Below are 17703 nucleotides of genomic sequence, written 5' to 3'. Positions count from 1 at the left end.
GGGCGGAACGGAGCAGTGATGAGCGGATACCTGAACGAGGTCGGGACCGGTGTCAATCTATTCACCGCAGGTGAGGTGCGCGGTACGGCGAGGTGGTTCAACGACACGGCCGACGTGCTGTCGATCGACGACGACGATCTGGAGGACACGATCGCCTTCGTCAGCAAGGGCGGGATGACCTTCCTGTCACCGATCCTGCCGGACCTGCGGGCCATCGTGTGCACCGCAGGTAGCCGCGAGTCGCACCTGGCAATCCTGTGCCGGGAATCCGACGTCCCGTGTGTGCTCGCCGCCGACCTGACCGGAGAGGTCTCCGACGGCGACACCGTGGTGATGGACCTGTCCGATGCCGAGACCGCGCGCGTGGCCGTGACGGTGGGGGCGGTGACCGCATGACCGCGCAGCTGACCACTCCCGTGAACGTGGAGGCCCTCTACACCGACCCGGACTACGAACCCACACTCGAGGAGTGGAACTGGCTGGTCCACGCCGCCGGTGCGGCCTACAAGTCCGAACTGTCCGCGCGGACCGTGTTCGAGTCGGAACTGTTCGGGATGAACACCTACATCCTGATGTCGATGATGGAGGACTACCTCCGGGTGCCCGAGCGCATCCGCACCATCCGGCAGCACGCCACGCCCACCGAACTGGTGCGCAAGGCCCTGCCGATCGGCAACAAGCGCAGCTTCATCAACCTCGCGGCTACCCCTCTGCACTATCTGACGGGCCGCGAACTGTTCGTCGACCTGGGCGAGAACAGCCTGTCCGACGGTCTCGAGGATCAGCTCGAGGTTCTCGGCTTCTGGCGCGAGGCCACCATCGCGATGCGCACCGACAACGTCCTGTTCAACATGGACGCCGAGCCTGCCAACAGTTCTCACGTCATCGACGACGACCTGCTTGCCGAGATCCGGTCCCACCTCGTCGCCGCGGACGACACGGTCAAGGCGGGAATCCGGAAATTCGGTGCGCGCCTGACCGCATACGCCTTCCTGGAGAACTGCGACGCGCGCACCGCGGTGTGCGACACCGGACCGTACCAACTCGAGGACGGCACCTTCCTGGCGTTGCGTGAGACCTGCACGGACGGCGACGGGGACTTCCCGTGGGTGGACGGCATCCGGGAAACGCTGCCCTACCACCACTTCGTCATCGCCTACCGGCTGCCCGCCACGGTGAAGATGGACAACAACGTCTGGGGCACCGCCTGGTTCACCCCCAGCGACTACCAGGCCGACATCATCGAAACGCGGGTGTTCTGCACGGACGGCGGCACCCTCCGACCGCTCGGCGCCGACGAGGTCGAGGAGGCCACCAAGGCGATCCGGAAGGCGCACCGGGCGCTGTATCAGCGCCTGGCCGAGTCCGATCCGGAGGAACGCAACCTCTACGCCACCGAGATGTACGCGTGGAAACTCAAGGCCTGGGCTCGACTCGCCGGCTGCTACGACGAGATCGATTGGGCCATCACACCGAGAATCGCCGACTCCTTCCAGAAGTTCAGCGATCCGGATCTCGCTCTGCAACTGATCGGCGGCGTCTTCGTACCGCAAGACCGCGACGGTTGCTTCCGTCCGTTGGGGAGGTAACAGTGGCCATCATCGGCAAAGGCGTTCCGTCGTACTCGTTCGCGGACGCGACAGGGACCATTCGGCGTTTTTCGTCACCGAACGACGTGATTTCGTCGCTCGACTCGGACCTCGAGACCACCATCGCCCTGGTGGCGTCGGGAGGAACCACGTTCCTGTCCCCGATCCTCGGGAGATTGGGCGGGATCATCTGCCTCGACGGCACGCTGCGGTCGCACCTTGCGATCGTCTCCCGGGAATTCGAAGTGCCCTGCCTGGTCGGCACCGAACTGATCACCGACGTCGCCGACGGCACGACGGTCACGCTGGCGATCGAGGACGGCGCCGGCGTCGTGTATGAGGCCGCGCAGACCGAGGAACCATCTTCTCCGGCCGACGTCGGCGACGCCTGGTGGGCGTACATCCGGCGGGTCGGCGACGAGATCGCGGTCAAGGACTTCGATGTCACGGTGTCCCCGGCCGCGCTCGACGCACTCATCGCGGAGGAGTTGACGGACGATCGGCTCGACGACCTGATCCAGCACATGGGCCGGGCCTTCAAACCGGAGATCACGCGCCGCTCCGGTTTCACGTCCGAGCTGTTCCCGATGCTGCCGTACATGTCGATGTCGGTGATCGAGGACTTCCACAGCTACGCCGAGCGGGTAGCGATCATCGACGAGGCCATGCCGGCCGAGGAACTGGGCCGGCGGCTGCGTGAGGGTCCGAACAAGGTCAGCCCCCTGTGGATCTGGATGATCGGCTACCACTTCCTCTGTGGCCGGGAATGCTTGATCAAGATGGGAAAGCTTGCGCCCGGTGACCGACGTGAAGACATCCGCACGGTGGTCGACTTCTGGCGCCGGCTCACGCTCGCGCACCGCGGCGACGGCACGCTCGACTACAAGGACGCCCGATTCACCAACCGTTACCTTTCGGGCAATGTCGTCGACGAGTTGACCGGAGGCGCACAGGTTCTCGACCCGTCGACGTCGAAGGCGCTGAAACGGCTGAACGCCACAGTGTCCGGTTACTCGTTCCTCTACTTCTGCGACTCGCGGGTGGGCATCTGCGATTCGGGGCCCTACCCCCGGTCGGGGACGCGGCAGACGATCGTGCGGGACTATCTCTCGCTCGCCCCGAGTAGCTGGGCCTACCCGTGGGCCGAGGACCTCGCGCCGACCTACGTCGGGTTGACGATGGCGCTGACGTTCGACCGGACCGTGTTCACCGAGTTCGAGATCAACGACTGGGGAACGACGTTCACCGAACCCGACCAGCTGCTGGCGTCGGTGGACGAGGCTGCCGTGTACGGTCACCGTGCCGATGGCACCCGGGAATTGCTCGCGCCCGAATCCTGGGCGGAGGTGGCGGTGGACCTCAGCCGATGGCACATGACGCTCTATCAACGCTTCGCCGCGATGAGCCGGAAAGAGCGAATTCTTGCTGCCACCACGATGTACACGTCGGGCCTGCGCCCGTTCGCCGCGGTGGCGGGCGTGACCGATCGGATCGACTGGACGATGGCCCCGGACACGCTGGCCCTCTATCCCGATCCCCTCGACGACGACGACCGTGCCGCCGAAATCTTCGGGAGCGCTCTCGTGGCCAATGGGCTGCCGGGATCGTTCTCACCCATCCGATAGACAACGAGAAGGAGGCCCGCCGTGCGCCAATCGATGCAGAAGATCGTCTCGGCAGACGAGATGTTGTTCCACCAGACGCCCGAGACGTTTGCCACCATCAGCCAGGCCGACAACACGTGGACCGAGAAACTGTGGTCGTCGCTCTTCTCCCGCGACGGATCGATACAGGTCGATGTGGGAATCGGGAAGTACCACAACCGGAACGTGATGGACATGTTCGCGGGAATCTCCCGCGGAAAGGAGCAGCTCACCGTCCGCGCGAGCCGGCAACTCGACCTCGATGCAGAACGGGTGGGGGTCGGTCCCCTGGATTACGAGGTCCTCGAGCCGCTACGCAAGGTGCGGTGGACGCTGCAGGAGAACGACGTCATTCCGGTTCGCTTCGACCTCACCGTCACCGGAGTGCTGCCACCATTCCTGGAACAGAAGGATGCGCAGCGCGAGACCCAGGGCTTCCGTGTCCAGTCGGATCTCCTGCGCTACCACCAGGCGTCGACGATCAGTGGTGAAATCTGGATCGACGGTGAACGCATCGAGGTCCGCGACGAAGAGTGGTTCGGATTCCGCGATCACTCGTGGGGCGTGCGGATGGACGTCGGGGAACCCGCCCCGGACGTCTACAAGCCCCAGCGGCTGGACGGCGACTTCCTCCTCACCTGGAGCCCGATGTGGTTGCAGCGCCCGGACGGCTCCAGCTACGAGATCCATCACTACCTGCAGTGGGTCGACGGTGCGACGACGTACTTCTCCGGTTTCGAGAACCGGCCCGATGGAACCCAGGTTCCGTTGCACGGCTTGCAGGACGATCTGAAATACGATCCGGTCAACCGCCGGTTGCTCGGCGGCAAGCTGACATTCGACGTCGGGTGGGGCGAGACCCGCACCATCGAGATCGAACCGGTCAGCGACACCGGCTTCCACCTCGGCACGGGCCTGTATTTCGGGTTCAAGGGTCACCGGCACGGTCAGTGGCACGGTCCGTCGCATCTCGACGGCGAACGGTACGCGGATGTCTCGGACGCCGCGACGGCGCGGGAAGTACATCAATTGCGGGACTGCGTGATCCGCTGCCGTGAAGGCGATGCCGTCGGGTACGGCATCTTCGAATCGATGGTGATCGGTGAACATCCCCGCTACGGGCTGACGAAGGAGAACTCCTTCCTCTGATCGGAGCGTGACGAGGGGCCGCGGACGAATCGTCCGCGGCCCCCTTTCGTGTCTCCGCCGAGACCCGGCCGAATGCGCTGGGCCCGAACTATATTCGCTGGGCCCGCGCGAGCAGTGCGAGCTCCATGCGCGACTGACATCCGGTGGACGTGAGAATCCGGGTGACGTACTTCTTCACGCTGTCCTCGGCGAGGGAGAGGATTTCTGCGATCTGCGCATTCGACAACCCGTCCGCGACGAGCTGAACGACCTGCCGCTGTCGCTCGGACAGTTTCGCCAGCGCCCCCTGCGGCTTCGACGCCGGCAGCCCGCGCGCCATCGCCGACATCTGTTTGCTGAGCAGTCGCAGCGTGGCCGCTTCGGCGGTGCCGATCTTGCCCGGCTCCGGGTCGAACATGCCGAGTAGGGCGGTGTGCCCCGAGCTGAGCTCCAGTCGCAACGCGGCCGCGGTCTGCATCCGCCACGTGGAGTGCAGGAAGTACCTGACGTAGGCGTCCGCTGCAGCCGGTAGTTGTCCCATCGATTGCAGCTCGTCCAGCGTGGACAGCCCGCTGTGGACGAGTTGGCGCATCGCCACGGGGGTGCCGAAGATGTCGTAGCGGGCCCACCGAGCCTTGTATTCGGGCAGCATCTTGGCGGTTTTGCCTGCCGTTAGCGGTGCGGAGTCCTCGAACACGGTGTGGAAGGTCGGACCGGCGAAGAAGGAGACGTGTCTGAGCTCGAAGTGCTCGCTGATCGCGTCGACGGCCCGCTCTTTGAAGTCGGGAAGGCAGGCTGCGTCGGCGCACTGTTCGAGGACGTCGAAAGCGCGTTCGTAGTCAGCCTTGTGCAGCTGGGCGCGGAGGGGGGAGTGGGTTCCGGACGTGGACTGTGTGGTTTTCGAAGACGTCTCGGAACTGTCCCCCAACGTGGACTGGGTCACAGTCGCGATCATAGCTAGTTTTTCCTCACAACGAAAAGAAGCCGGAGAAAAAGGGCCAGGTAGAGGCCCCAATTTCGGCGTCGGTGGCGTGAAGGCCGCCGCACAAACGAGTGAGGTGACATGTCCGACTCCGTGGTTAGTACCCCGAAATGGGGATCGACCGAAATGCTCCCGTTGCCCGGCCGCTTCAACACCGCAGTGCGGTCGTTGGTGGCGCAACGACGGGCCGCCACCGATGGTCAGTGGAAGGACATCGTATTCGAACGCCAGTTCGATCTCTTCTCCGTGGACGACGCCCTGGCCGTCGAGCAGGAGGCCCTGGATTCCGGGTACCGGTTCGAGTACTCGGCGACGGTCTCGCTCGATTCCGAGCCGGACAAGTACAAGCGCGCCGACCGCGAGGCGCGGACCTTCGCCGAGGGTCTGGATTCGGACGGTCGTCGTCACGTCGGCGTCGGCGACAACGTCATCAAGAAGTCTCAGACGGTCACCGGACCGGTCGCGTTGGTGTCCACCATCGAGCAGGTCATGGAATTCCTCGCGGACGGCATCCCGCCGGGCACCATCGCCGTGATCGACGATTCGGGCGGCACCTTGACCGCCCCGATCATCGAGGGGTTCGCCGGCGTCATCTGCCTCGGCGGGACCGTCCGGTCCCACCTGGGCATCCTCGCCCGGGAGTACGACGTCCCCACGCTGATGAACTGCAAGATCAACGACCTGAAGAACGGCGACGTGGTGGAACTCGAAGTGACCGCGGCACCTCCGGCGTCGGACGCATACGAGTTGGGTGACACCGGGCATGCCCGGATCTGGCTGATCGAGAACGAGGGCTGAGACCATGGCGAACCTGAACTACCGGACCCTGCTGGAAACCAACAACTACCTGCGGAGCCTGTCCGACACCACGTACTGGCTGTGCATCACGCGCACCGTACAGGAGTCGAAGCTGTTCCCGATGAACCCGTACATGCTGGTGAGCTATCTCAACAGCTTCTACCGGTTGCCCACCCTGCTGCGTGAGATCGACGCGGCGACGCCGGCCGAGGAACTCGGGGACCGCGCCAGGGAGGTCAGCCTGAAGGTGGACACCGTGAACGCGGCGTGGGGTATGCCCGCGTTCTACCTCATCGGCCGCGAAATGCTGATGAACTGGGGCCTGATCCGACCCACCGACGCCGTCGACGACGTCGTCGACGTGCTCGACTTCTCCCGGCGCTTCAATCTGGCATATCACCGCAACGACGGGCACCTCACGAACAAGGAGTTCGGCGACCGCAGCCAGTTCCTGCCCGAGCGCACCCTGCAGGTGTTCGAGTCCGACCTGCACGGCGTGGTTCCCGGGGATCGGCTGCACACCGCCGCCACGAAACTCGTGGCCCAGCTGTCCCAGTACGCGTTCCTCGCCCACTGCGAGTGCCGCATCGGCCTGCACAACAGCGGACCCTACAACTTCGGCGACAACCGGCAGATGATCATGCGGGACTTCTTCGACCTCACCGAGGGGGACTACCCGTGGCTGGACGGCATCGCCTCCCAGCTGCCGTTCAACAATCTCACGATCCCGATCGTGTTCAAGGGCACCAACTTCCACCTCATGGACGACTGGGCGTCGTTCGAGGCCGAACCGGGCTACAACGCCGCGAACATCGAAGCCGTCGGCATGTACACCTCGGACGCGTTGACCGACGGGTACATTCCGGTCGGCATGGACAACGCCGAAACCCTGGCGGACACCATGGAGCAGTACCGCGAGATCCTCAACGAGGCGACCACCGACCTGTGGAAGCGGATCGCGAACTGGTCACGCGAGCAGATGATCGACGCCGGCGCCATGGTCTACTCCTCGGTCGGTAAGGACTTCGCGCATCTCGCCGGAACCTACCGGCAGGACGACTGGTTCCAGATCGACGAACGAGTGCAGCGGTTCAAGCCGTTGCTGAACGACGAATACGGTCGCGACAACCTCGGTGAGATGGTGGGACTGCTGGGGTTGCCCCACCAGACCAGCAACGAATACACGATGGCCCGCTACTCCGACCTGAACCGCAACATGCTCACCGGAATCCCCTTCTCGGTCCTCACCGACGACGACTACGCGCCCACCGCCGGCGACACGTTCACCGGATCGTCCAGCCTGCCCGAGAAGACCGGACTGTGGACCACCAGCGCCGGACGGATCGACATCGACGACTACAACACGCGCGCACGAGGATTCACCCCCGCCGTTCTCGACGGACCCAACCGGTACCTCGACGAGGAATGGGTGAAGTGGAACCACGGCACCCCGCAGGCGGACGAGTTGTACCGACTCGCCCAGCGGGGCTCCCGGAACCTGGAGGGCCGCGGTTCCGGATTGCGTCGCGCAGACCTTCCCGCCGCGAGTGGGAACGGCGAATGACCATGCAGATCGGTGACCTGATCCGCCGCGCGGGGCGTCAATTCGGTGCCGCCCCCGCGCTGATCGACGGCGACCGGGTGGTGAGCTTCGCGGAGTTCGACGCACTCACCGACCGGCTCGGCCACGCGCTGCTGGCCCGTGGCCTCGAGTCCGGCGACCGCGTCGCGGTCCTCATGCCCAACGGCATCGACGGTGTCGTCGTCTACTACGCCCTCGCGAAGGCCGGCCTGGTCCGGGTCCCGCTGAACGTCCGCGAGACCGCCCACGAGCACGCCTACAAGGTCGAGGACTCACAGGCACGAGCGCTGGTCCACGCCGGGGAACCACCCGCTCAGGTCGAGGTGATGATCACCGCCGACGAACTGCCCGGGCTCATCGCCGGCGCCCCCGAGGGCCCCTGCGACGTGCGGCGCGACCAGGACGAACCGCTGCGCCTGGCGTACACCGGCGGCACCACCGGCAAACCCAAGGCGGTGGTGCTGACCACGCGCAGCGAACTCGCCGAGGTGGCCAACTTCCTGGTCGACCTGCTGCCCAACCTGCGGCCGGATTCGGTGATGCTGCACGCCGCACCGATCACCCACGGCAGCGGCGCATTCTTCCTGCCACACCTGGTGAAGGGTGCCCCGAACGTCCTCGTGTCGAAGTTCTCGCCCACCGCGTTCCTGGAGGCCGCGCAGAAGTACCGGGCCACGTCGACGTTCATGGTGCCGACGATGATCGCGATGCTGCTCGAGGATCCCGCCGCGGCAACGGCGGACCTCGCCCTCGAGCGGTTGTGTTACGGCGGCGCCCCGATCGCGACCAGCGTGCTCCAACGCGGAATCGACATTCTCGGACCGGTTTTCGCGCAACTCTACGGTCAGGCGGAGGCGCCGCTGGCGATCACCTGCCTGCAACCGTGGGAACACACCCCCGAGCGGCTGACCTCCGCCGGCAAGCCCTACACCTTCGTCGAGGTGCAGGTCCGGGCGAGCGACGGCACCGCGCTCGGGCCCGGCGAGGTCGGGGAGGTACTGACCCGGGGGCCGCACACGATGAGCCGGTACTGGCGTCGCCCCGACGCCACCGCCGAGACGATCGAACCGGACGGCTGGCTGCATACCGGCGACATCGGACGCTGGGACGACGACGGATACCTGCACCTGCTCGACCGCAGACACGACGTCATCATCTCGGGCGGTTTCAACGTCTACCCGCGTGAGGTCGAAGACGCCCTGCTGACGCACCCCGCGGTGGTCGAGGCCGCCGTCGTGGGCCTGCCCGACGAGAAGTGGGGCGAACGCGTCGCCGCCGCCGTCGTCACCCGCTCCACCGCCGAACCCGACGAGATCCTCGAGTTCTGCTCCGATCGGCTGGCAGGTTTCAAACGTCCTCGCTCCCTGGAGATCTGGCCGAACATCCCCACCAGCCCGGTCGGGAAGTCCCTGCGCCGCGAAGTCCGTGACCGCATGGTCGCCGCGCGGGCGTGACCCCGATACCGAAAGGACCCATCATGCTCGACCCCTACGAACTCACCGTTCACACCCTGACCCTGCGTCAGCTCGGATCCGCCGAACAGCTCGCCGAGATCAACGCCCTCCCGGTCGTCGACGTCGAGACGGCGCTGGAGAAGGCCGTCGCCGACGGCGCGGTGATGTCCGCACGCGGCAACTACATGATCACCCCGGCCGGACGCGAATTCCTCGACGGCGTGTACTCCCGAGCGTTCGCGGAGATTCGGTCCGACGACGTGGTGACAGCCGCGATGGACTCCTTCGAGACCGGCGTGAACAAGCAGGTCCTGGCCTTGACCACCGACTGGCAGACGGTCGAGGTCGACGGCGCCCGCGTGAGCAACGACCACGCCGACGCCGACTACGACGCCAAGATCATCGAGAAACTCGGCCGCGTGCACGAGAAGACGCAGAAAGTGCTGCGCCCCTTGGCCGATGCGGATCCGCTGGTCGACCGATTCCTCGACCGGATCGGTGCGGCCCTGATCCGCGCCGAGGGCGGCGAGACCGACTACGTCAGCGGGGTCCGCGTCGACTCCGCGCACACCGTGTGGTTCCAGATGCACGAGCACATCCTCCGCCTGACCGGACGGGAGCGCCCCGAATGAGCACCGCAACGAGTTTCCGCTGGCTGGTCGTCCCCGACGAGGACGCCGCCGAGCCGAGCCGCGACCTGGTCGGCGGGAAGGCCTGGAGCCTGTGGCGCATGCAGTCACTGGGACTGAAGGTGCCGCCGGCGTTCGTCGTCACCACCGACGCCTGCGCGGCCTACTTCGCCGACGGCGGCCTGCCCGACGGGCTCGCCGACGAACTGGTCACCGGCATCCGGCTGCTGGAGCAGCAACTCGTCCGCACCTTCGGTGGCAGCGAACGCCCGCTGCTGGTGTCGGTTCGATCGGGCGCCGCGATCAGCATGCCGGGCATGATGGACACCATCCTCGACCTCGGCTGCAACGACGAGGTCGAGGCCGCCCTCGCCGCCGAAAGCGGGGACCCCGACTTCGCGGCCGAGGTGCACCGCCGATTCACCGGCTTCTACGGCCGCCTCGTCCTCGGCAGCACCGAGGACCTCGAGGACCTGCCCGACACCGCGTCGGTGCGCGCCGCGATATCCGCCGACGTCGACGAGACCGTGCCGGCCGACCCGTGGGAACAGCTGCGCGCCGCCGTCGCCTCGGTCTTCCAGTCGAGTCGGTCCCGGCGTGCCCTCGCCTACCGCAAGCACTACGGCATCCCGGACGACCTCGGAACCGCGGTCACCGTGCAGGCGATGGTGTTCGGCAACCTCGACGACGACTCCGGCACCGGGGTGCTGTTCACCCGCAACCCGGTCGACGGCACCCGCGAACCCTACGGTGAGTACCTCCAGCGGGGTCAGGGGGAGGACGTCGTGTCCGGCAGGGTCACCCCGAAACCCCTGTCCGATCTGGAAGAGCGATGGCCGACCGTGCACGGGGAACTCCTCGAGGCCGCCGAGCGCCTCGACCGGGAGGGCCGCGACGCCCAGGACATCGAATTCACCGTGCAGAGCGGCGAGCTGTTCCTGCTGCAGTCCCGCCCGGCCAAGCGCACCGCCCGCGCCGCGGTCCGGATCGCCGTCGAACTCGTCGACGAAGGTGTCCTCGAACCCGCCGAGGCGCTGACCCGAGTCACCGCGGACCAGATCCGCACCCTCCTGCGGCCGGAAATCGCCGCCGGTGCCGCCGACGGTGCCGAGGTGCTCGTGACCGGAGTGGCCGCCAGCCCGGGCGTTGCCACCGGAATGGTGGTCGATACTCCCGAAGCGGCACAGTCGAATCCGGGCTGCATCCTGGTCCGCAAGTCGACCAGCCCGGACGACGTCCATGGCATGATCGCCGCCGCCGCCGTCGTCACCGAGCAGGGCGGCGCCACCTCACACGCGGCCGTCGTCAGCCGGGCCCTCGACACCCCCTGCGTCGTCGGCTGCGGCGCCGACACCGTCGAGAGTCTGGTCGGCCGCACCGTCACCGTCGACGCCACCACCGGCACGGTCTACGCCGGCGAACTGCCGACCTCGGCGGTCGACGAGAGCGAGGACGAGGACCTCCGCCGCCTCACCGGGTGGGCCGAGAGCGCGACGCCGCTGCGGGTGGGCACCGACGTCGCCGTCGAACCGGTCTTCGATGCGGACACCCTCCCCGCCGAAGACCTCGGTGAGCAACTCCCCGCCATCCCGGCCGGGACCAAAACCCTACGCGGCGCGGTGTTCTGCGCCCCCGACGGCGTGCGCGCCGCACTCGACGCCGGCGTCGACGCGATCGTCACCGCCCACCGGTTGCCGGTGCTGCTCGCCGCCATCGCACACCAAAGGAGAATGTCATGACCACGCCGGAGCGGGTGACCCATCGCGAGGTGCGGGAAATCCTGCGCACCTTCCAGGAGTCCGGATGGGCCTCCATGACCCTCGAACTCGACGGCATGCGCGTCACCGTCGGCAAGGACGGCCCCCCGGCCGCACCGGGCACGGCCCCGGCACCTACTGCGGCCCCTGTGGCGGCTTCCGTTGCCGTCCCGCCGCCGGCTCCCGTGATCCCGGTCGCGAGCGCCTCGGCACCGTCGGCACCGGCCGCCGCGGTCGACACCACCGGCTGCATCGAGGTCCGATCGCAGACGGTGGGCGCGTTCTGGGTGTCCCCGAGCCCGGGCGATCCGCCGTTCGTGCAGGTCGGTCAGACCGTCGAGGCCGGACAGCAGATCGGGATCGTCGAGGTCATGAAGTTGATGAACCCGGTGCTCACACCGCAGGGTGGAGAGATCGTGCAGATCTGCGCGACCAACGCGGACCTGGTCGAATTCGACCAGGTGCTGTTCCTGATCAGGCCGACCGATGGCTAGCCCGGCGACCCTGACCACCGAGTCGCCGCGGCGCACGCCCCTGCGGCGGGTCCTCGTCGCCAACCGCGGCGAGATCGCGGTGCGCGTGATCAAGGCATGCCGCGCCCTCGGGATCGAAACCGTGGCGGTGACCTCGACCGTGGACCGCGACGGACTCGCGGCGCGGATGGCCGACCGCGCCGTCTGCATCGGCCCCGCCCCGGCAGCGCAGAGTTACCTGGCGATCCCCGCCGTGCTCAGCGCCGCCCTCGGTGCCGGATGCGACGCCGTGCACCCCGGCTACGGGTTCCTGTCCGAGAATCCGGAATTCGCCGCGGCCTGCGTGGCGGAGGGACTCACGTTCGTCGGACCGCGACCGGAAGCGGTCGCCGAGGCCGGGGACAAGGCCCGGGCCCGCGAACTCGCCCGCTCGGCCAACATTCCCGTGCTGTCGGGATCGCCGATCCTCGACTCGGCCGAGGCGGCGGTCGCCGCTGCGGCCGAACTCGGTTATCCGGTACTGGTCAAGGCCGCCGCCGGCGGCGGCGGCCGGGGCATGTCGGTGGTCGAGAACGAGACCGAATTGCGGGCCCGCTGGTCGCCCGCCGGGGCCGAGGCGCAGTCGGCGTTCGGTGACGGCCGGCTCTACGTCGAACGGTTCATCCGCAACGCCCGCCACATCGAGGTCCAGGTGCTCGGTGACAAGCACGGCTCCGTCATCCATCTCGGGGAACGCGACTGCACGCTGCAGCGGCGGCACCAGAAGGTCGTGGAGGAGTCGCCCGCTCCCAACCTGCCCGAGGACATCCGGCAGCACATCCGCAGCAGCGGCGTCGCGTTCGCCGAGGCACTCGAACTCGACAGTGCCGGGACCGTCGAATTCATCTACGACGCCGACCGTTCCGAATTCGCCTTCCTCGAGTTCAACGCCCGAATCCAGGTGGAACACCCGGTGACCGAGATGGTGACCGGTGTGGACCTCGTCGCCGAGCAGTTGCGTTCGGCGGCGGGCGAACCGCTCCGGTTCACCCAGGACGACATCGACCTCACCGGTCATGCCATCGAGGTCCGCATCACCACCGAAGATCCGGCCCGGGGATTCATCCCCAACCCCGGCACGGTGGAGACCTGGGATCCTCCGGAGGGGGAAGGAATCCGCGTCGACAGCCACTGCGAACCCGGCTACGTCGTCACCCCTTACTACGACTCCCTGCTGGCCAAGATCGTCGCGCACGGACCCGACCGTGACGCCGCGGCGGACCGCATGGTCGCCGCCCTCGGGAGGCTGGGGGTGACCGGGGTTCCCACCATCGCGGGCTTTGCCCGTGCGGCACTGGATCATCCGGACTTCCGGGCCGGCACCGTCACCACCGAGTGGATCGCCTCTCGGGGCCTCCCCGACTATCTGGAGAAGATCTCATGAGTTACCTCGACATCGCTCCGCGCAACGCCGACGGCAGCCGGCGCAAGATCGACATCGTCGACCAGACACTGCGCGACGGCCCGCAGAGTTGGTGGGGCATGCGGCTGCGCAAGGACATGGGCCTGCCCATGGCCGCCGAGCTCGACCGCACAGGCTTCCACACCATCGACCTCGCCGGCAGCTCACTCTTCGAGGTGCTGGTGCGGCACTGCAAGGAAGACCCGTGGGAGCAGCTGATCTCGCTGTCGAAGTCCATGCCGGAGACCACGGTCCGAGCCGGAACCCGCAGCAACGGCATCGTCACGTTCGGGCTCACCGCCGACAGCGTGATGGACCTGTGGGTGCAGCGGCTGATCGCCCACGGCATCGGCAGCTTCTGGATCTACGACGGCCTGTTCAACATCGACAAGATCGGCCGCCTCGTCAAGACTGTGCAGGCCGAGGGCGCCAAGGCTCTGCCCTGCATCCTCTACGCCGACACTCCGTACCACACCGACGAGTACTACGCCGCCCGCACGCGGGAGCTGGCCGGGCTCGGCGCCGACGGCATCGAACTCGAGGATGCGGCCGGGCTGCTCACCCCCGAGCGCACCCGCTCGCTCATCGCGGCCATCAAGGGCGCGGCCGGAAACCTGCCGGTGGAGGTCCACTTCCACAGCAACAACGCGCTCGCGCCGCTCAACTACCTCGAGGCCGTCCTCGCCGGTGCGGACCGTGTGCACACCGCGAGCCGCCCGCTGGCCGCCGGGGTGTCGCTGCCCTCGACCGAGAACACGGTGGCGAATCTGCGCTACGCGGGTTTCGACGTCGACCTCGACGAGTCCCGCTTCGCCGCGGTCGAGCAGCACCTGCTGCGCGTCGCGGAATACGAGGACCTGCCGGTCGGTCAGCCGGCCGAGTACTCCCTGTTCCAGTACCGTCATCAGCTTCCCGGCGGAATGGCGGGCACGTTCAAGGCGCAGCTGCGTGATCGCGGCATGGAGGATCGTTTCGAAGAGGTCCTCGACGAGATGTCCCGGGTGCGTGAAGAACTCGGCTATCCGGTGATGGCCACCCCGTTCTCGCAGCTGGTCGGCACCCAGGCGGTGCTGAACGTGGTGACGGGATCGCGGTACTCGGTGGTGCCGGACGAGGTGATGATCTACGCGCACGGTTTCTACGGCACACCGGCCGCGCCGATGGACCCGAACGTGCTCGACACGATCATGAGCTCGCCCAAGGCGAAGAGCTACCGGAATTGGGAGCCCCCGCAGCCGAGCCTGGACGATCTGCGCAAGAAGTTCGGTGAGTCGATCAGCGACGACGAACTGCTCCTGCGGCTGCTCGTCCCCGAGAACGACATCGACATCATGCGCGCGACCCCGCCGCGCAACCGCGACTTCGCCCCGACCAGTAGGCAGATGAAATACATCCGGGACCTGGTCGAGACTTCCGTCGGCGCGTACCTGCACATCGAGGCGGAGGACTTCTCGCTGACCCTGGAAGGCGACCACTGATGAGCGAACTCGGGGTGGGGCGCCCGACGAAGCGGCGGGCGGGCTCCGCCGTCGGGGGACTGCCTGTCGCGGACTCGCGGCCGGTCCTCGACGGGGACGCCGTGCTCGGCTCGCGGTGCACGGTGTGCCGGTACCCGACCGCGCAACAGAATCTGCCGTGGTGTCCGGTGTGCTACAGCACAACCGAAGCGGCTCGCTTCCCCTGCACGGGCACGACCTGGTCGTCGACGGTGGTCGCCATCCCGGTGGGTACACACCGGCCCCCCTTCGGGCTGGCGTACGTCGACCTCGACGACGGCCCCCGGATCCTCGTCCACCTGGCCGAACCGGCGGTGCTCGAACTCGGTACCCGGGTCGAGATCACCGGAACAGACGACGGCGACCTCGTCGCCACTGCGGAGGGACAGCGATGAACCAGGCCATGTTGTGGGGCGTCGGAACCTCGTCCTACGGCCGATTCCCGGACCAGCGGGTCGAATCGCTCGCCTGGACCGCGGCCGCCGAGGCGGTGCAGGACGCCGGCATCCGGCCCGACGCGATCGACGCCATCATCGTCGGGTCGGTATTCGGCCCGCCCGGGGTGGCGACGCGTATCCAGCGCGGACTCGGCATGCCGTCCGTGCCGATGTGGACCGTCGAGAACGCGTGCGCCAGCGGCACCGCCGCCTACCACGAGGCGGTCGAGGCGGTGCGGCACGGTCGATTCCGGTGCGTCCTGGTGCTCGGCGTCGATCAGATGTCCACTCTGTTCTCCGGGGCCATCGTCCCCGAGGCGACCGACCCGGAAGGGGCGGCGTCGCTGCCGTTGCCAGGGCTGTACGCCCTGCAGGCGCAGCGGTACGTCGGCGAATTCGGCGTCACCCCGGAACAACTCGCCGCCATCGCGGTGAAGAACAAGAGCAACGGGATGGACAATCCCCGCGCCCAGTTGCGGGGGACGGTGCCGACCGTCCAGGAAGTGCTCGACTCCCGGTTGATCGCCGAACCCCTGACCTTCCTGCAGTGCTGCCCGACCAGCGACGGCGCCGGCGCGGCGATCGTCGGCGGCGACCGCGGCAACCAGAGCGATCTGCGGATCGAGTCCTCCGCGATGGTCTCCGGGGCCCTGTGGGACCAGCGCAGCGAGGACGTCTGGGGATACGCCAGCGTGGCCCGCGCCGCCGAGAAGGCCTTCGCGCAGGCCGATCGCACCCCGCAGGAGATCGACGTGCTCGAGGTGCACGATGCCTTCACCATCGGGGAGATCATCACCCTCGAAGCGCTCGGCATCGCACCCCGCGGCAAGGGCGCCGAACTCGCACCCTCCGGGCACACCACCCGCGACGGTGTGCAACCGGTCAACCCCAGCGGTGGGCTGCTCTCGCGCGGTCATCCGCTCGGCGCAACAGGAATGGCGCAGCTCGCGGAAATCGCGTGGCAGCTACGGGGCAGGGCGGGTGCGCGGCAGGTCGACCGGCATCGAGTCGGGCTCGTGGAGACGATGGGCGGGGGAGCGGCAGGAATGGACGGCAACGCCTGCGTCGTCACCATCCTGTCCACGCAGTCGTGACCACCACATACGCCAGGCTGCTCGGGTTCCGGGACGTCGGTGGACTCCGAACCCGGGACGGCGCGCGTGTTCGGACAGGAGTTCTCTTCCGGAGCGGGACACCGCAGTTCCTCGACGAGGAGTCCGCGCGGACGCTGATCGCCGACACCGGGATCCGGGCGACCATCGATCTGCGGCTGCCCCACGAGGTTGCCGTGGAGGGACGAGGGCCGCTCGACGAATTGCGAATCGACCACTTCTCGCACCCGTTCAGCATCGGCGACCGCATTGCGAAAGACTCGGCGGTCGCGCCGATGGACGGTGACGACCCGCTGGTCACCCGATATCTGAAGTATCTCGCCGAGGACGCCGCCGGAGTCGTGTCGCTGATCACCCGGCTCCTCGAACCCGACGTTCTCCCGGTTCTGGTGCACTGCACCGTCGGCAAGGACCGCACCGGGGTGGCGATCGCCCTGCTCCTCGACGCCATCGGGGTGCTCCGGTCGGAGATCGCCGCCGACTACGCGGCCGCCCCCGACGACGTCGTCGCATCCATGCACCGGCTACGTCAGATGAGCTCCTACGGCGCCGCAGCCGATCTCTATCCGCCGGAGGCATGGACGGCTCCCGCGGACGCGATGGAGCGTTTCCTCGACCACGTCGACCGGCGATACGGCGGCGTCCATGCTCTGCTGCGGGACAACGGGATAGAGCCCTACGATGTGCGCCGACTGGCGGAACTGCTCATTACATACGACCGTAAGGACACCTCATGCGAGTAGTCGAGACCCGCGTCATCGGAGCAACGCCCGACGCCGTGTGGAAGGTCGGCGGAGACACCGCCAACGTCGCGAACTGGATTCCCGCGCTGGAGAAGTCGCACCAGCAGGGCGACCTGCGGTACGCCACCTTCGCCGAGGGCGGAGGCGAGGCAACGGAGCGGATCGTCGCACACGACGACGGACAGCGGAGCTACACCTACGAATACGTCTCCGGTCCGCTGCCGCTGTCGTTCTATTCCTCGACCTTCACCGTCAACAGTCATCCCGAGGGCGCGGAGGTCGTGTGGAGTGCCGAGTTCGCAGCCGCCTCCCCGGACGCCGAGGCAGAGCTCGCCGGGGCGATCACCGGCATCTACTCGTCTGCATTGAGCGAACTGGCGCTCCGCGCCCGTAAGTGGTTAGCGAGTGCAGAGACTCGCTAACCACGCACGGGCGCGAA

The 17703-nt window shown here is 67.4% G+C and carries 17 protein-coding genes; 16 read left to right on the top strand and 1 reads right to left on the bottom strand.

Annotated elements, in window-relative coordinates:
- The first annotated feature begins 18 nt into the window (after window positions 1-18).
- The 4 genes from ACFTWF_RS21940 to ACFTWF_RS21925 are packed head-to-tail and all read left to right on the top strand — an operon-like array spanning window position 19 to window position 4381.
- Window positions 19-396, top strand: coding sequence for a PEP-utilizing enzyme (locus ACFTWF_RS21940; RefSeq protein WP_378463285.1), 378 nt, complete (start codon window positions 19-21; stop codon window positions 394-396).
- A complete protein-coding gene (locus ACFTWF_RS21935) occupies window positions 393-1589 on the top strand; it encodes a hypothetical protein (RefSeq protein WP_378463284.1) in 1197 nt (398 codons plus the stop codon). Before ACFTWF_RS21940 ends, ACFTWF_RS21935 begins: the two co-directional genes overlap by 4 nt.
- Window positions 1590-1591: 2 nt before the next feature.
- Complete coding sequence (locus ACFTWF_RS21930; protein WP_378463283.1) at window positions 1592-3214, top strand: PEP-utilizing enzyme; 1623 nt, start codon at window positions 1592-1594, stop codon at window positions 3212-3214.
- A gap of 21 nt (window positions 3215-3235) precedes the next feature.
- Window positions 3236-4381, top strand: a complete 1146-nt coding sequence (locus ACFTWF_RS21925) for a hypothetical protein (RefSeq protein ID WP_378463282.1) — start codon at window positions 3236-3238, stop codon at window positions 4379-4381.
- 88 nt (window positions 4382-4469) lie between these two features.
- Here the strand turns inward: ACFTWF_RS21925 and ACFTWF_RS21920 are convergent, their stop codons facing one another.
- Window positions 4470-5315 (bottom strand): response regulator transcription factor, encoded by an 846-nt coding sequence (locus ACFTWF_RS21920; protein ID WP_378463281.1) that lies wholly within the window; start codon window positions 5313-5315, stop codon window positions 4470-4472.
- A gap of 108 nt (window positions 5316-5423) precedes the next feature.
- Between ACFTWF_RS21920 and ACFTWF_RS21915 the strand changes: the two genes are divergently transcribed.
- The 12 genes from ACFTWF_RS21915 to ACFTWF_RS21860 are packed head-to-tail and all read left to right on the top strand — an operon-like array spanning window position 5424 to window position 17686.
- Window positions 5424-6140: a PEP-utilizing enzyme gene (locus ACFTWF_RS21915; protein ID WP_378463280.1), complete on the top strand. Its 717-nt coding sequence runs from the start codon at window positions 5424-5426 to the stop codon at window positions 6138-6140.
- Window positions 6141-6144: 4 nt separating this feature from the next.
- Window positions 6145-7704, top strand: a complete 1560-nt coding sequence (locus ACFTWF_RS21910; RefSeq protein ID WP_378463279.1) for a hypothetical protein — start codon at window positions 6145-6147, stop codon at window positions 7702-7704.
- On the top strand, window positions 7701-9176 hold the full coding sequence (locus ACFTWF_RS21905; protein WP_378463278.1) for an AMP-binding protein: 1476 nt from the start codon (window positions 7701-7703) through the stop codon (window positions 9174-9176). The genes ACFTWF_RS21910 and ACFTWF_RS21905 overlap by 4 nt, the downstream gene beginning before the upstream one ends.
- 23 nt (window positions 9177-9199) lie before the next feature.
- Window positions 9200-9808, top strand: coding sequence for a hypothetical protein (locus ACFTWF_RS21900; protein ID WP_378463277.1), 609 nt, complete (start codon window positions 9200-9202; stop codon window positions 9806-9808).
- Entirely contained in the window at window positions 9805-11544 is a 1740-nt protein-coding gene (locus ACFTWF_RS21895) for a pyruvate, phosphate dikinase (RefSeq protein WP_378463276.1), read from the top strand. Before ACFTWF_RS21900 ends, ACFTWF_RS21895 begins: the two co-directional genes overlap by 4 nt.
- Complete coding sequence (locus ACFTWF_RS21890) at window positions 11541-12056, top strand: acetyl-CoA carboxylase biotin carboxyl carrier protein (protein ID WP_378463275.1); 516 nt, start codon at window positions 11541-11543, stop codon at window positions 12054-12056. The genes ACFTWF_RS21895 and ACFTWF_RS21890 overlap by 4 nt, the downstream gene beginning before the upstream one ends.
- Complete coding sequence (locus ACFTWF_RS21885; RefSeq protein WP_378463274.1) at window positions 12049-13458, top strand: acetyl/propionyl/methylcrotonyl-CoA carboxylase subunit alpha; 1410 nt, start codon at window positions 12049-12051, stop codon at window positions 13456-13458. The genes ACFTWF_RS21890 and ACFTWF_RS21885 overlap by 8 nt, the downstream gene beginning before the upstream one ends.
- A complete protein-coding gene (locus ACFTWF_RS21880; protein ID WP_378463273.1) occupies window positions 13455-14954 on the top strand; it encodes a carboxyltransferase in 1500 nt (499 codons plus the stop codon). The genes ACFTWF_RS21885 and ACFTWF_RS21880 overlap by 4 nt, the downstream gene beginning before the upstream one ends.
- Entirely contained in the window at window positions 14954-15367 is a 414-nt protein-coding gene (locus ACFTWF_RS21875) for a Zn-ribbon domain-containing OB-fold protein (RefSeq protein WP_378463272.1), read from the top strand. The genes ACFTWF_RS21880 and ACFTWF_RS21875 overlap by 1 nt, the downstream gene beginning before the upstream one ends.
- Window positions 15364-16503, top strand: a complete 1140-nt coding sequence (locus ACFTWF_RS21870; protein ID WP_378463271.1) for a thiolase family protein — start codon at window positions 15364-15366, stop codon at window positions 16501-16503. The genes ACFTWF_RS21875 and ACFTWF_RS21870 overlap by 4 nt, the downstream gene beginning before the upstream one ends.
- Window positions 16500-17264: a tyrosine-protein phosphatase gene (locus ACFTWF_RS21865; RefSeq protein ID WP_378463270.1), complete on the top strand. Its 765-nt coding sequence runs from the start codon at window positions 16500-16502 to the stop codon at window positions 17262-17264. Before ACFTWF_RS21870 ends, ACFTWF_RS21865 begins: the two co-directional genes overlap by 4 nt.
- Window positions 17255-17686 (top strand): SRPBCC family protein, encoded by a 432-nt coding sequence (locus tag ACFTWF_RS21860; protein ID WP_378463269.1) that lies wholly within the window; start codon window positions 17255-17257, stop codon window positions 17684-17686. Before ACFTWF_RS21865 ends, ACFTWF_RS21860 begins: the two co-directional genes overlap by 10 nt.
- Window positions 17687-17703 lie beyond the last annotated feature (17 nt).

Source organism: Rhodococcus sp. NPDC056960, from assembly GCF_042674125.1.
In the GTDB taxonomy this organism is placed as follows: Bacteria; Actinomycetota; Actinomycetes; order Mycobacteriales; family Mycobacteriaceae; genus Rhodococcus_F.
Note: the sequence above shows the minus strand (reverse complement) of the source record. Positions and strands in the feature narration are given on the sequence as shown.

What these genes read in the sequence shown, in the direction of transcription:
- ACFTWF_RS21910 (WP_378463279.1), top strand. Translation starts at nt 6,145, where the DNA reads ATGGCGAACCTGAACTACCGGACCCTGCTGGAAACCAACAACTACCTG.
- ACFTWF_RS21885 (WP_378463274.1), top strand. Translation starts at nt 12,049, where the DNA reads ATGGCTAGCCCGGCGACCCTGACCACCGAGTCGCCGCGGCGCACGCCC.
- ACFTWF_RS21875 (WP_378463272.1), top strand. Translation starts at nt 14,954, where the DNA reads ATGAGCGAACTCGGGGTGGGGCGCCCGACGAAGCGGCGGGCGGGCTCC.
- ACFTWF_RS21890 (WP_378463275.1), top strand. Translation starts at nt 11,541, where the DNA reads ATGACCACGCCGGAGCGGGTGACCCATCGCGAGGTGCGGGAAATCCTG.
- ACFTWF_RS21870 (WP_378463271.1), top strand. Translation starts at nt 15,364, where the DNA reads ATGAACCAGGCCATGTTGTGGGGCGTCGGAACCTCGTCCTACGGCCGA.
- ACFTWF_RS21860 (WP_378463269.1), top strand. Translation starts at nt 17,255, where the DNA reads ATGCGAGTAGTCGAGACCCGCGTCATCGGAGCAACGCCCGACGCCGTG.
- ACFTWF_RS21940 (WP_378463285.1), top strand. Translation starts at nt 19, where the DNA reads ATGAGCGGATACCTGAACGAGGTCGGGACCGGTGTCAATCTATTCACC.
- ACFTWF_RS21900 (WP_378463277.1), top strand. Translation starts at nt 9,200, where the DNA reads ATGCTCGACCCCTACGAACTCACCGTTCACACCCTGACCCTGCGTCAG.
- ACFTWF_RS21895 (WP_378463276.1), top strand. Translation starts at nt 9,805, where the DNA reads ATGAGCACCGCAACGAGTTTCCGCTGGCTGGTCGTCCCCGACGAGGAC.
- ACFTWF_RS21935 (WP_378463284.1), top strand. Translation starts at nt 393, where the DNA reads ATGACCGCGCAGCTGACCACTCCCGTGAACGTGGAGGCCCTCTACACC.
- ACFTWF_RS21915 (WP_378463280.1), top strand. Translation starts at nt 5,424, where the DNA reads ATGTCCGACTCCGTGGTTAGTACCCCGAAATGGGGATCGACCGAAATG.
- ACFTWF_RS21920 (WP_378463281.1), bottom strand. Translation starts at nt 5,315, where the DNA reads ATGATCGCGACTGTGACCCAGTCCACGTTGGGGGACAGTTCCGAGACG.
- ACFTWF_RS21905 (WP_378463278.1), top strand. Translation starts at nt 7,701, where the DNA reads ATGACCATGCAGATCGGTGACCTGATCCGCCGCGCGGGGCGTCAATTC.
- ACFTWF_RS21880 (WP_378463273.1), top strand. Translation starts at nt 13,455, where the DNA reads ATGAGTTACCTCGACATCGCTCCGCGCAACGCCGACGGCAGCCGGCGC.